General features: G+C 60.4%; 10 protein-coding genes and 2 pseudogenes. 7 read left to right on the plus strand and 5 right to left on the minus strand.

Translation table 11 applies throughout. The annotated features are described in order from the left end of the window. Window positions 1–45 precede the first annotated feature (45 nt). From AC1DVV_RS15965 to AC1DVV_RS15980, 4 genes and pseudogenes are all read left to right on the plus strand, one after another. Window positions 46–1548, plus strand: coding sequence for an FAD-linked oxidase C-terminal domain-containing protein (locus AC1DVV_RS15965; protein WP_477666443.1), 1503 nt, complete (start codon window positions 46–48; stop codon window positions 1546–1548). Between the two features lie 222 nt (window positions 1549–1770). Beyond that, window positions 1771–2890: pseudogene (locus AC1DVV_RS15970) on the plus strand (serine hydrolase domain-containing protein). A gap of 92 nt (window positions 2891–2982) precedes the next feature. Then, a pseudogene (locus AC1DVV_RS15975) lies at window positions 2983–3305 on the plus strand (CidA/LrgA family protein); the annotation flags it as partial. Window positions 3306–3345: 40 nt separating this feature from the next. After that, a complete protein-coding gene (locus tag AC1DVV_RS15980) occupies window positions 3346–3885 on the plus strand; it encodes an LrgB family protein (RefSeq protein WP_477701536.1) in 540 nt (179 codons plus the stop codon). A gap of 114 nt (window positions 3886–3999) precedes the next feature. Here AC1DVV_RS15980 and AC1DVV_RS15985 read toward each other — a convergent pair whose 3' ends face one another. After that, on the minus strand, window positions 4000–4563 hold the full coding sequence (locus AC1DVV_RS15985) for a bactofilin family protein (RefSeq protein ID WP_457281477.1): 564 nt from the start codon (window positions 4561–4563) through the stop codon (window positions 4000–4002). A 315-nt stretch (window positions 4564–4878) separates the two neighbouring features. Here AC1DVV_RS15985 and AC1DVV_RS15990 point away from each other — a divergent pair, with 315 nt between their 5' ends. The 3 genes from AC1DVV_RS15990 (at window position 4879) to fusA (ending at window position 8436) form a co-directional block, all read left to right on the plus strand. Further along, window positions 4879–5457 carry a methylated-DNA--[protein]-cysteine S-methyltransferase gene (locus AC1DVV_RS15990; protein WP_457281478.1) on the plus strand — a complete coding sequence of 193 codons (579 nt, stop codon included), beginning with the start codon at window positions 4879–4881 and terminating at the stop codon, window positions 5455–5457. Between the two features lie 40 nt (window positions 5458–5497). Next, the gene (locus AC1DVV_RS15995) at window positions 5498–6202 is read left to right on the plus strand and encodes a glutathione S-transferase family protein (RefSeq protein ID WP_457281479.1); all 705 of its coding nucleotides are present in this window, start codon (window positions 5498–5500) and stop codon (window positions 6200–6202) included. A 128-nt stretch (window positions 6203–6330) separates the two neighbouring features. Beyond that, window positions 6331–8436 carry an elongation factor G gene (fusA, locus tag AC1DVV_RS16000; RefSeq protein ID WP_457281480.1) on the plus strand — a complete coding sequence of 702 codons (2106 nt, stop codon included), beginning with the start codon at window positions 6331–6333 and terminating at the stop codon, window positions 8434–8436. 168 nt (window positions 8437–8604) lie between these two features. On the opposite strand, the gene AC1DVV_RS16005 is transcribed toward fusA, so the two are convergent. The 4 genes from AC1DVV_RS16005 to AC1DVV_RS16020 form a co-directional block, all read right to left on the minus strand. Further along, entirely contained in the window at window positions 8605–10473 is a 1869-nt protein-coding gene (locus AC1DVV_RS16005) for a potassium transporter Kup (protein WP_457281481.1), read from the minus strand. Between the two features lie 421 nt (window positions 10474–10894). After that, a complete protein-coding gene (gshA, locus tag AC1DVV_RS16010; protein WP_457281482.1) occupies window positions 10895–12190 on the minus strand; it encodes a glutamate--cysteine ligase in 1296 nt (431 codons plus the stop codon). Next, window positions 12163–12345 (minus strand): hypothetical protein, encoded by a 183-nt coding sequence (locus tag AC1DVV_RS16015; RefSeq protein WP_477689516.1) that lies wholly within the window; start codon window positions 12343–12345, stop codon window positions 12163–12165. Before AC1DVV_RS16015 ends, gshA begins: the two co-directional genes overlap by 28 nt. 138 nt (window positions 12346–12483) lie before the next feature. After that, window positions 12484–13227, minus strand: coding sequence for an FkbM family methyltransferase (locus AC1DVV_RS16020; RefSeq protein WP_457281483.1), 744 nt, complete (start codon window positions 13225–13227; stop codon window positions 12484–12486). Window positions 13228–13258 lie beyond the last annotated feature (31 nt).

Genomic DNA, 13258 nt, shown 5'->3' on the forward strand with positions numbered 1-13258 from the left:
CCGCTTGCCCTACAGTCTGGTTTCAACCCCGGAGCCAGACAGACCATGAACGCCCCCGCCTCGCTCAAACAGCAAAGCCAGCTTGAACGCTCGGAACGGCAGTCGCAGGTCGTGCGAGCGCTGCGGGCGGTGTTGCCGGCTCATGCCCTGCTGTGGAACAACGAAGACACCACACCTTACGAGTGCGACGGCCTGACCGCCTACCGCCAGCGGCCGCTGGTTGTGGCTTTGCCCGAGACCTATGACCAGGTGCAGGCCGTGCTCAAGAGCTGCCATGCGCTGGAAGTGCCGGTGGTCGCGCGCGGCGCCGGCACCGGGCTTTCCGGCGGCGCCATGCCGCACAAGCTGGGCGTCACGCTATCGCTGGCCAAGTTCAACAAGATTCTCAAACTCGACGCCATCAGCCGCACGGCCGTGGTGCAGGGCGGCGTGCGCAACCTCGCCATTTCCGAAGCGGCCGCGCCGCTGGGCCTTTATTACGCGCCCGACCCTTCCAGCCAAATAGCCTGCACCATAGGCGGCAACGTGGCCGAGAACTCGGGTGGCGTGCATTGCCTCAAGTACGGGCTGACGGTACACAACGTGCTCAAGGTCAGAGGCTTCACCATTGAAGGAGAGGAAGTTGAATTCGGCAGTGATGCACTCGATGGAGCAGGCTATGACCTGCTGAGCGTCATCATCGGAAGCGAAGGCATGCTGGCCGTGACCACAGAGGTGACGGTGAAACTGATACCCAGGCCTCAGCTGGCGCGTTGCATCATGGCCAGCTTTGACGACCTGCGCAAAGCCGGCGATGCCGTAGCCGCCGTAATTGCGGCGGGCATCATTCCCGCCGGCCTTGAGATGATGGACAAGCCGATGACGGCCGCAGTGGAAGACTTTGTGCACGCCGGCTACGACCTCACCGCCGAAGCCATCTTGCTGTGCGAAAGCGACGGCACGCCGGAGGAAGTTGAAGAAGAAATCGGCCGCATGACCGACGTGCTGCGCCGCTGTGGCGCCACGGCCATTGCGGTGAGCCAGGACGAGGCTGAACGCCTGCGCTTCTGGAGTGGCCGCAAAAACGCCTTCCCCGCATCGGGACGCATCAGCCCCGACTACATGTGCATGGACTCCACCATCCCGCGTAAGCGCCTGGCCGACATCCTGCTGGCTATCGCAGAGATGGAAAAGAAATACCAGTTGCGCTGCGCCAATGTGTTCCACGCGGGCGACGGGAATCTGCACCCGCTGATTTTGTTTGATGCCAATGATCCCGACCAATTGCACCGCTGTGAACTCTTCGGCGCAGACATCCTGGAAACCAGTGTCGCGATGGGCGGTACCGTGACGGGCGAACACGGCGTGGGCGTGGAAAAGCTCAACTCCATGTGCGTGCAGTTCTCCGCCGAGGAAAACGAGCAGATGTTCGGTGTCAAACGCGCGTTCGACAGCAAAGGCCTGCTCAACCCGGGCAAGGTGATCCCGACGCTGAACCGCTGCGCCGAATACGGAAAAATGCTGGTACGGGGCGGGCAGATCAAGCACCCCGATTTGCCGCGCTTTTAGGCGAAAGACGCAGCGGCATGAAAACCTCATAGACTGCGCGGGCAACCCACGGCCCAAAAAATGCATACGACGCTGTCCATCGGTTTTTCCACCATGCGCCGCCAGGTCTCCCGTGGCCTGGCAGGCGCCTTGCTGGCGTTCGTTTCGCCGTGGGGCTGGTGCCTCGAGGTGGGGCAGTCACTGCCCCACCTCGAGCCCTTCGACAAGGCCATGCTGGAAGTCATGAAGAAATACGATGTCCCGGGCGCCAGCCTGGTCGTGGCCAAGGACGGCAAGCTGCTCCTTGCCAAAGGTTACGGCTATGCCGACAGGGACAAGCAGGAAGCCATGACGCCGCAAACCCTGTTCCGCATGGGAAGCATCAACAAGACCTTGACAGCAGTCATGGTGCTCAAGCTGGCGGAGGACGGAAAGCTGAAGCTGGACGACCCGGTGCTGCCCCTTTTCGAAAAAGCCGGAATAGCACCCTCCTCCCCCGCCGACCCGCGCGTCAAGGACATCAGCATCCGGCACCTGCTTCAGCATTCAGGCGGATTCGATCGGGAGCGCTCTGGTGATCCGTTTTTTCAGCCCCGGCTCGGAGCCGTTGCCCGCCGGCAAGGCGTGGCACCCGTCAGCTGCGATGCGATCATCCGGGATTCCGTTCAGGACAAGCTGGATTTCGCGCCCGGCGAGCGCTTCGCCTATTCCAATACCGGCTACTGCATGCTCGGAAGGGTTGTGGAAGTCGTCACCGGCGAGTCCTACCGTACCTTCAGCAGCCGGGAGTTTCTGATGCCGTCCACCGGCAAAGGCTTTCAGGCCGCAAGCAGCACCGAGAGCCGGCAGGGCGAGACGAAGTACTACGCGTATCCCGGAGAGCCGCTGCAGCGCGGCGCACCGGGTGTTACGAACGCGAATGTGCCCAGCCCTTACGGGCTCCTACTCCGTCGAAAACATGGACGCGCTGGGCGCCTGGATTGCAACGCCAACAGATGTGCTGAAGTTTTTCCTGGCGATCGACGGCGCACGGGGGAAACGGCTTCTGAATGAGGAATCGTTGCAAACCATGCGCAGCGAGCCGATGCTGGAAAAAGATGGCAATCCGCGCAGCTTTTATGCGGCAGGCATCCACGTCGTCAGGAGTGACAAAGGTGATAACTGGTGGCACACGGGCAGCCAGCCGGGCCTGCAGACCCTGGCACTTCGGACCCGGCAAGGCTATGCATGGGTGGTAGCCTTCAATTCCAGGCCGGACCCATCCGGGCGCCGCGCATTCTTCAAAGACATCGACCAGGCACTGTGGGGCGCGGCGAATGCGGTGCGGGAGTGGCCGCAAGGAGATCTTTTTTCCAGCCCTTAAACTTTCCAGATGGGTATTGCCATGACCATCCCAGCAATTCCCGGCGTTGCCCTCGCATCGAGAGTGCACCCACCTGCCGTGGAAATCATGTCATGACAGCATCGCGGAATTTGGCCTGGTTACTCGTTTTTCAGTCCGCAGGGGAACTTCTTTCCCGCGGTTTTCCCTGCCGTTTTCGGGCCCTGTGATTGGCGTGGTTTTGCTTCTGCCGGGCCTCCAGTCAGACACGGTGCGCAGCCCTGTGGCAGTGTGCGCAGACTTCTTGCTCTCGCACCTTTCGTTACTCTTTGTACCCGTCGACGTCGGGATGATGACCCGTCCGTCACTGGTCAGCCAGTACGGCGCACGCATGCTGCTGGTCGTGGTGGCGTCCACTTCGGCGGGTTTGCTCGTGACCGTGCTGATGCTGCACCTGGACGGTCGTCTGCCTGGCCGGTGCCCTGCTGGCCACCGGCGTGCCTTACCCCACCTATTTTTTTGCGGGCGCCCAGTTCATCCATTTCCTGCTCGGCCCTGCGGTGGTGGCACTGGCATGGCCACTATGGTTGCGGCGCGAAGAACTGCGCCGGGGTCGGCTGCTGCTTGCGGCCGTAGCCGGTGGTGCTGCGGCCAGCGGATCGGCATTGTTGCAGGGATGGGCCGCAGGCTTGCCCGTCGAAGTTACCCTGTCGCTTGCGCCCAAATCTGTCACCGCACCAGTCGCCATGGGTATTGCGGAAAAGATCGGCGGAATCCCTGCGCTGGCGGCTGTGTTTGCCGTGGTTACTGGCCTCGTGGGTGCGCTCAGCGGCAAATACCTGTTTGACGCCTTGCGAATTCCCGTTGACGCTGCAGGCTGGGCCGCGTGGTTTTGCGCTGGGCACGGCATCTCACGGGCTGGGCGCCGCGCGGGCCTTGCAGGTCAATGCCGACGCGGGCGCTCCGCCGGGTTGGCGCTGGGCCTGCAGGTGGTTCTGGCGTCCGCGCTGGTACCGCTGGCGTTCCGGTGGCAGTAGCCAGAACGGCGAACACGAAAACCCCGCATCACTTTCCTGCCGCGAGCAGCAGGAAAGTGATGTGGAGGTTTCGGTGGCGCGTTAGAAACGCGCCCTGTTTTTGCTTTAAGTCTCCTACACCGCCTGCAAACCTGGTTTGACCGCACTCGCCGGCTTGGCCGCAGCCAGCGCACCGAACAGGATCTCGCCTGAGAGCTGGCCGCCTTCTTCAATCACCAGCTTGCCGTAGCGGATGATGCCCGTGACTTTCCCGGTCGAGTAAATCACCAGTTTCTGCCGCACTGTAAGGTTGCCGTTGAATTCCCCACGGATTTCCGCCACGTCGATTTCTGCGGAGCCCTTGAACGCACCCTGCTCGGCAATCTGGATCACTCGCGAATCCATGGTGGCTTCCACCAGGCCTTCGACCACCAGCGTATCGCAGTCCGTGATCTCCACGCCCTTCAGTTTGATATTGGGGCCGACCGTCAACTTGCTGCCGCCTTCTTTTCCCGTGCTCGCAGGCGCTTCATTGACCGCCTTGGCGGTGTTTTGCTGGTTCACATTTGAGGACGATGCACCCGACTGCAGCGCGCCGGAAGCACTGGACGTGCCCGTGGTCCCATAACCATTTCCCGGGCCATGACGCAAGCCCGTTGGTGTCTCGTTTTCTCGCTTGCCAAAGAACGGTGTTGCCATTGTGAGTTCCTTCAAAAAGAACGCATGGTACGTCTGCAGAAAATTAAAAGCTTCAGTGGTGTGCAAGATAGGTAACGAAATTAATTCTTACATTCACCAGTTTGCATTGACGATGCGGCAAGAACAACAGACCTTACGTGCGCCTACGTCCGGCCAGCAACACATGAGGAAAACTCCATCCAATTGGCGCTGGAGATTCGCTCACTTCGTTTCGGTACATGCGATGGATTTTTTTGACGCAGTGGCAGCGCCGATCTTCCAATGTCGAAATGCCTCAAACCTCGGATACCGGTCGCGTGTAGCATGTCGGGCACCATGGCCGCTGACAATGAACTCCACACATTCGCGCTTTTTGACACTGCTGTTGGGCAGTGCGCGCTGGTATGGAACGCACACGGCATTGCAGCCGTGCGCTTGCCCGAAACATCGGAGCGCCGCATGTTGTCCCGTCTGCGGGGAGAGTTTGCGCCGCTCGCGCCCGCCACGCCACCACAGGACATGCAGCTGGCCATAGACGCCATGACAGCCCTGCTGGCAGGTGACGCCCGCGATTTGCGGTTCTGCATACTGGATCTGCGCCGCATTCCCCCGTTTCACCGCCGGGTTTATGCGATTGCACAGGAAGTCCTTCCGGGCAAAACATGCACATACGGCGATATCGCCACCGAGCTTGGCGAACCCGGCTCGGCGCGTGCCGTGGGTCAGGCGTTGGGGCATAACCCGTTTCCCATCATCGTGCCTTGCCACCGCGTGCTGGCCGCAGGCGCGCAGTCGGGCGGCTTCTCAGCGCCGGGTGGCGTCTCGACCAAGTTGCGCATGCTGCTGATTGAAGGCGCGGAAATCGGCGGCGCGCCCGGCTTGTTTGACCGTGAGCCGCCGCCCTCCACGTCATAGTCATTGAACAAACGCCCATCACCACGAAACTCACCCACCCATGCCGCACACCTTTACAGACAAAACGCCCGCAATTCGTCTCTATTCAGCCCGCCTCAGCATGTTCGGCGCCAAGGTGCAGATCGCCGCGTTTGAAAAAGGCATACCGCTCAATATCGTCATGGTGCCCTTCTCGCAGACCGAGGGCTACTCACCCAAGCATCCGGAGGTCGTGCGAATCAACCCGAAAAAACAGGTGCCCGTACTGATCAACGGCGACCTGGAGCTGTTTGACTCGACGCAGATCCTGGAATACCTTGAAGACCTGCAGCCCCAGCCCGCGCTGTGGCCGGCCGGCATCGCCGCCCGCGCCCGCGCCCGCCAGATGGAGCACATGTCGGACGAGGTTTACTTTCCTCACATCATCCGGCTCATGGGCCTGCAGCACAGCCTGGACGATCCGCAAGCGGTAGCCGCAATTGATGGTGCGCGGGCCTTCTACACGCGGCTTGAAAATCTCCTGCAAGGGCGGGAGTTCGTGATGGAGAGCTTCTCGTTTGCCGATATCGCGCTGTACATGGCGATGCTGTTTGGCGAACGCCTGGGCGCGCCCCTTACACCGGCTACGCCGTTGCTGCTGGCATGGCGCGACAGGATGAGTGCGCGGCCTTCGGTGCAGAGCGCGGTGATCCCCATGGCGAAATACCTGTTGTCGGACGGCAGGCCTCTGCCTGCCTTCATGGCCGAAATGCTGCAAGCGGCCTGACGCCAGGGCCCACACCCGACGTGGGTGCTCGGGGAAAACCGAGCAAAGACCGGCGCTTTGGCGCAAACTGGTGAACTGGCCGTGCAAACAAATCCAACAAGCGCGGACCGGCAAAAAAGGAGTTCGCCATGCCCCGCCACACCCCTATCGAGCGTTATCGCAACATTGGCATCAGCGCGCACATCGATGCCGGCAAGACCACCACGACCGAACGCATCCTGTTCTACACAGGTGTGAACTACAAGATCGGCGAAGTCCATGAAGGTACGGCCACCATGGACTGGATGGAGCAGGAGCAGGAGCGCGGCATCACCATCACCTCGGCAGCGACCACCGCCTTCTGGAAAGGCATGGCCGGCAACTACCCCGAGCACCGCATCAACATCATCGACACGCCCGGCCACGTGGACTTCACCATCGAGGTGGAGCGCTCCATGCGTGTGCTCGACGGCGCGGTGATGGTATATGACGCCGTGGGCGGCGTGCAGCCGCAGTCAGAAACCGTCTGGCGCCAGGCCAACAAATACAAGGTGCCGCGCCTGGCATTCGTCAACAAGATGGACCGGGTCGGTGCCGATTTTTTTCGCGTGCAACGCCAGATCAGCGAGCGTCTCAAAGGCGTGGCTGTGCCGGTGCAGATTCCGGTGGGCGCGGAAGACCATTTTCAAGGCGTGGTAGACCTCGTCAAGATGAAGGCCATCATCTGGGACGACACCAGCCAGGGCCTGCATTTCGAGTATGGCGACATTCCGGCAGACCTGGTGGAGACCGCCAACGAGTGGCGCACCAAGATGATTGAGGCGGCCGCTGAAGCCAATGACGAGTTGCTCAACAAGTACCTCGCGGGCGAGCCGTTGAGCGAAGACGAGATCAAACAGGGGCTGCGCCAGCGCACAGTGGCCAACGAGATCGTGCCCATGCTCTGCGGTAGCGCCTTCAAGAACAAGGGCGTGCAGGCGATGCTGGACGCGGTGATCGACTACCTGCCTTCGCCGGTGGACGTGCCGGCCATCCTGGGTCACACCGAAGACGACGGGGAAGCGGAACGCCACCCGAAAGACGATGAACCCTTCTCGGCGCTGGCTTTCAAAATCATGACCGACCCCTATGTCGGGCAGCTGATTTTCTTTCGTGTGTACTCCGGTGTGGTCAAAGCCGGAGACACGGTCTACAACCCCGTCAAGGGCAAGCGCGAGCGCCTGGGCCGCATTTTGCAGATGCATGCCAATGAGCGCAACGAGGTCAAGGAGGTGTACGCCGGCGACATCGCCGCCGCCGTGGGCCTGAAAGAAGCAACCACCGGCGACACGCTGTGCGACCCGGCCCACGTCATCATCCTGGAAAAGATGGTCTTCCCCGAGCCTGTGATTTCACAGGCCGTTGAACCCAAGACCCAGGCGGACCAGGAAAAAATGGGTATTGCGCTGCACCGCTTGGCGCAGGAGGACCCTTCGTTTCGTGTACACACCGACGAAGAGTCGGGCCAGACCATCATCTCGGGCATGGGGGAATTGCACCTGGAGATATTGGTCGACCGCATGAAGCGCGAGTTCAGCGTAGAGGCCAATGTGGGCAAACCGCAGGTGGCCTACCGTGAAACGATCCGGCAGGCGGTGAACGATGTTGAAGGCAAGTTCATCAAGCAGTCGGGCGGTCGCGGGCAGTACGGACACGCGGTACTCAACCTGGAGCCGCAGCCTTCTGGCAAGGGCTTTGAGTTCGTCGATGCCATCAAGGGCGGCGTAATTCCACGTGAATACATTCCGGCGGTCAACAAGGGCATTGTGGAAACACTCAAGGCCGGCGTGCTTGCGGGCTACCCGGTGGTCGATGTGAAGGCCACGCTGGTGTTTGGCTCCTACCATGATGTCGATTCGAACGAGAACGCGTTTCGCATGGCCGGTTCGCTCGCCTTCAAGGAAGCCATGCGCCGTGCCAAGCCGGTGCTGCTGGAGCCCGTGATGGCGGTCGAGGTTGAAATGCCCGAAGACTTCATGGGCAATGTGATGGGCGACCTCTCATCGCGGCGCGGCATGGTGCAGGGCATGGAAGACATTGCGGGCGGCGGCGGCAAGCTGGTGCGCGCCGAGGTGCCGCTGTCGGAAATGTTCGGCTACTCGACCACCTTGCGCTCACTCACGCAGGGCCGGGCTACCTACACCATGGAGTTCAGGCGCTATGCCGAAACAACCCCGGATGTATCCGCTGCCATCATGCGCGGCAAGGGCACGTAGCTCCGCGCATGAAGCTCTAACAATTTCACCAGCATGCTTTATGCGGCTTGCCCATACGGCCAGGCGCGAGCAGCTATGGATTGGCATCAACAATTCAACGCAGGCAGGAATACGCGTGCCAGATATTTAAAACGAGTCCTCTGGCAAAGCCGGAGCGGCCAGAAACCCTCAGATCTCGATCTTGCTGCCCAGTTCCACCACCGAGTTGTTTGGCAGGTTCAGGAAGTCTGCCGCACCGCTGGCGTTGTGGTGCATCTGAGCAAACAGTTTCTCGCGCCAGGGTGCCATGCCGCTGCCGATGGTCGGGATCACCGTGTCGCGCGAGAGGAAATAGCTGGTCGTCATCGACTCCAGCTCGCAGCCCCGGCCCTTGATCTGCTGCAGGGCCTTGGGCAGGTCCAGGTCGTTCTTGAAGCCGTAGTGCACGTTGACCTGCCAGCAGTCGTGACCCAGTGATTCGATCTCCAGGCGCTTGTTCATGCCGATCCAGGGGATCTCATGGTTGCGCACCGTCACGAACAGATTCTGCTCATGCAGCACCTTGTTGTGCTTGAGGTTGTGCAGCAGCGCGTTGGGCACACTGCCAGGCTCGGCTGTCAGGAATACGGCGGTGCCTTCGACACGGGCCGGCGGGCTGACGAAGACGGCGTCCAGGAAGCTCGGTAAATCGATCGCATCGGCTCGCAGCTTTTCATTGAGCAGGTGGCGGCCTTCCTTCCAGGTAATCATCAGCGTGAAGACCGCACCCCCAATCACCAGCGGGAACCAGCCGCCGGCGAACAGTTTCATGAGGTTGGAGGCGAAGAACGCGAAGTCGACGACAAAGAAGACACCGGTCGCCGCAATGCACAAACTCAGTGGGTACTTCCAGCCGTAGCGGATCACGTAGAAAGTCAGGATGGTGGTGATCAGCATGTCGGTGCATACCGCAATGCCGTACGCGGCCGCCAGGTTGCTGGACGAGCGAAACATCACCACCGCGAGCACGATGGTGATGAAGAGGCCCCAGTTGACGAAGGGCATGTAGATCTGGCCGGTGTCGCGCACGCTGGTGTGCTGGATATTGAGGCGCGGCAGGTAGCCCATCTGGATGGCCTGCTTGGTCACGCTGAAGGCGCCGGTGATCAGCGCCTGCGAGGCGATCACGGTAGCCATGGTGGCCAGGCCCACCAGCGGCAGCAGCGCCCACTCGGGCGCCATCAGGAAAAACGGGTTCTTCACTGCGGCAGGGTTGCCGATGAGCAGCGCGCCCTGGCCGAAGTAATTGAGCACCAGCGAAGGCATGACCACGGAAAACCACGCCAGGCGAATCGGTTTTTTGCCGAAGTGGCCAAGGTCGGCGTAAAGCGCCTCGGCGCCGGTTACGCACAGCACGACGGCGCCCAGAATGATGAAGGTGGTACCGGGGTTGGCCCACATGAACATCACCGCGTAGTGCGGGCTGACTGCCACCAGGATTTCGGGATGGGTCACGATCTGCGAAATGCCCAGCAACGCCAGCACGGCAAACCAGATCAGCGTGATGGGGCCGAAAAATTTGCCTATGCCCGCCGTGCCGTGCTTTTGCACCGCAAAAAGGGCAAACAAAATGACCAGGGTGATAGGGATCACGCCCTGCTTGAAGGCAGGCGAGACGACTTCCAGGCCTTCGACGGCCGACAGCACCGAAATCGCCGGCGTGATGACGCCATCGCCATAAAACAGGGAAGTGCCGAAGATGCCAACGATCAGCAAGGTCTTGCGCAGCTGGGGCTTGTCTTTCACCGCGGTGGAGGCCAGCGCCAGCATGGCGATCAGGCCGCCTTCGCCGTTGTTGTCGGCGCGCAGCACCAGCGCCACATACTTGATCGAGACAATGACGGTCAGCGTCCAGAAGAAGATGGACAGGATGCCGTAGACGTTGTCTGGGGTAAAGGGAACATGCCCGGAACCGAAAACTTCCTTGACGGCATACAGGACGCTGGTTCCGATGTCGCCGTAGACGACACCAATGGCGCCCAGGGTGAGCGCCGCGAGTGATGATTTTTTACTGGACACAAAAACTTCCCGTCTTTGCACTCGGCCCGTTCAAGCGGGTCCAAAGCGGCGGGAATGGTTACCTTTGGGAACGCTATTTTGCGCCCGGGTGCCCTGCTTGCAAGTCGGCGAACACCCCTAAATCCAACTAATCCCGATTTTGTTGCACCGCAACAACTTGTAACAAACCGGCCCCGCCGATGCCGGGGAAGCCAGCGCAGGCAGGTGAATTCTGGGCGCTACTTTTTTAATAGCTGCTTGCGCACGGCCTGCTTGGGCCAGACGCCTAAAAGACTCCTAATTCGAGCCGCCGCGGACACATAAGCTCCCTGACTTTCGAAAGCGGCCGCGGGCAGGCCGGCTTTGCCGGATGCCTTGCGGCGTCCCCTGCAAGGGGAAACGGCACTACACAAAGCGTAGCGAAGTGAGAACGATAGGGGTGTTAGTCGTAAACCTCGGCGTCCGGGTCGGTGGCTTCGAGTTCATAACTCGCAGCAAGCATCGCCAGTCGGGCGATCACGCCATACATATAGAAGCGGTTGGGGCTGCTGGAGCCGGGCTTCTCGCCGGGCTGCGGCAGGCGGCCGCTGTCGGCAAAGGCCAGCGGCACAAAGCTGGCGCCGGGCGCATTGAGGTTTTCGTCCACACCGCGCTCCGCATGCACGCGGTAAAAGCCGCCCACCACGTAGCGGTCCATCATGTAGACCACGGGCTCGGCCACGGCGTCGTTGACGCGCTCGTTGGTCAGCACGCCTTCCTGGATGATCACTTCGGACAGCGGCTGGCCGTCTTTTGTCGTGCTCATCTTGTTTTTCGTCTTGCGGTTCAGCGCGTCCAGGTCTTTCACGTCGCGCACCGTCATGATGCCCATGCCGTAGGTGCCGTTGTCCGCCTTGACGACGACAAAAGGCTTTTCGTTGATGCCGTATTCCTTGTACTTGCGCTTGATTTTGGTGAGCAGCGCATCGACGTTGGTGGTCAGGCAGTCCATGCCGGTTTCTTCGGCAAAGTTGACTTCACCGCACTGGGCGTACATGGGGTTGATAAGCCAGGGGTCTATGCCCAGCAGCTTGCCGAAACGCTTGGAAACTTCTTCGTAGGCCTTGAAGTGCCGCGACTTGCGGCGCACCGACCAGCCGGCATGCAGCGGCGGCAACAGGTACTGCTCGTTGAGGTCTTCCAGGATGCCGGGGATGCCGGCCGACAGGTCATTGTTCAGCAAAATGGTGCAGGGGTCGAAGTCTTTCAGGCCCAAGCGGCGGTCGGTCCGGATCAGCGGCTCGATCGTGATGGTCTCTCCGGTCGGCAGGTTCAGCGTGGTGGGCTCCTTGATGTCGGAGCTCAGCGAGCCGAAACGCACATTGAGGCCGGCCTGGTGAAAAATGCGCTTGAGCTGCAGCACGTTGGACAGGTAAAAGCTGTTGCGCGTGTGGTTCTCGGGCACGACCAGCAGGTTGCGCGCCTCGGGGCAGATTTTTTCGATCGCGGCCATGGCGGCCTGCACCGCCAGCGGCAGCATTTCGGGCGTCAGGTTGTTCCAGCCGCCGGGGTAGAGGTTGGTGTCAACCGGGGCGAGCTTGAAGCCGGCGTTGCGGATGTCGACCGAGCTGTAAAACGGCGGCGTGTGCTCCATCCACTCCAGCCGGAACCAGCGCTCAATCGCCGGCGTGGAGTCCAGGACCCGTTGTTCGAGTTCGTTGATAGGGCCGTTCAGGGCGGTGATGAGGTGCGGAACCATGCGGCCACTTTCTGCTGCGGGATGTTGTTGTCAATAGTCTGCCGGGGCTCAAAAGTCGTCGTCTGCAAATCAGCTGCAGCGGTATTTTTTTCGCCGCTTTCTTGACCCATGTGCAGAGATGGGCCTGCAAAATCGTCAAAAATTGTCCTCGCCAAGGGTCGATTTTCGCTTTTAAGACCTGAACCCGGCAGGCCCGTGTTCGGTTATATCTGACCGGATTCTAGGGATATTGGGACGGGCCGGCGGGTTACAAGGCGTGACTGGAACCTTCAAAACAGAAAAATCCACCCAGGTCAGGAGGTCGAATCCAGACGGGCCAAGGCGGGATCTGTCAAATGGAGCGCGATGATGTTGACGCCCATGGGGCGGGTCGTGTAGCCATAACGCTCCAGAAGTTGCGTCAAGTCCGAGCGATTGGTCTTGATGACTTCGATCACCATCATGGGTTTGTGCTTTTGCAAGGCCTGCAGTGCCCCCGTCAACGCTTCGATCTCCATGCCTTCAATGTCAAGCTTGATGAAGTCAAGGCGTGGCAAGTCAAGGCCGTCAATAGTCATCATCCGTACTTTTTTGCCAGCAGCTTCGGAATAATCTATGTCCTGGCCGATGAACTCGTTCTGGCTCTTCTTGCGAAGTTCAAGTGACCCAAAACTGGAAGGCTGGCTGTAATCCAGCATAGGCACAGTGATGCTGCCTTCCTGCGATCCTAAAGCCGCGTAATGGGCGTTGGCGTTAAAGCAGTTGTTCAGGGCGATATTTCCGGCGAGTGCATAAAACACCCGCTCCTGCGCTTCGAATGCAACTACTTTGCCCCATCCCTGCATGTGCCGGGCCCATTCGAGGGTGTGCACGCCAATATTGGCTCCCCCATCGATCGCTACGAGACCATCCCCGAAGAATTCGTGTCGCATGTCCAGCAACTGAAGCACGTCATCAACTTCAGCAGGATCAAAGGAGGCATATTCAAGCACCTGGTGGCCGACACCGTACCTGCCTTCAGGGGTATCCTGGTAATCATTGCGATTGACGATCATCATCCCGTGGTGAGACGCTGCCAGTACAAACGGC

The sequence above is a fragment of the Polaromonas sp. P3_B4 genome (assembly GCF_056402835.1).

What these genes read in the sequence shown, in the direction of transcription:
- AC1DVV_RS15965 (WP_477666443.1), top strand. Translation starts at nt 46, where the DNA reads ATGAACGCCCCCGCCTCGCTCAAACAGCAAAGCCAGCTTGAACGCTCG.
- gshA (WP_457281482.1), bottom strand. Translation starts at nt 12,190, where the DNA reads ATGGTTCCGCACCTCATCACCGCCCTGAACGGCCCTATCAACGAACTC.
- AC1DVV_RS16020 (WP_457281483.1), bottom strand. Translation starts at nt 13,227, where the DNA reads ATGATGATCGTCAATCGCAATGATTACCAGGATACCCCTGAAGGCAGG.
- AC1DVV_RS15995 (WP_457281479.1), top strand. Translation starts at nt 5,498, where the DNA reads ATGCCGCACACCTTTACAGACAAAACGCCCGCAATTCGTCTCTATTCA.
- AC1DVV_RS15985 (WP_457281477.1), bottom strand. Translation starts at nt 4,563, where the DNA reads ATGGCAACACCGTTCTTTGGCAAGCGAGAAAACGAGACACCAACGGGC.
- AC1DVV_RS15990 (WP_457281478.1), top strand. Translation starts at nt 4,879, where the DNA reads ATGGCCGCTGACAATGAACTCCACACATTCGCGCTTTTTGACACTGCT.
- fusA (WP_457281480.1), top strand. Translation starts at nt 6,331, where the DNA reads ATGCCCCGCCACACCCCTATCGAGCGTTATCGCAACATTGGCATCAGC.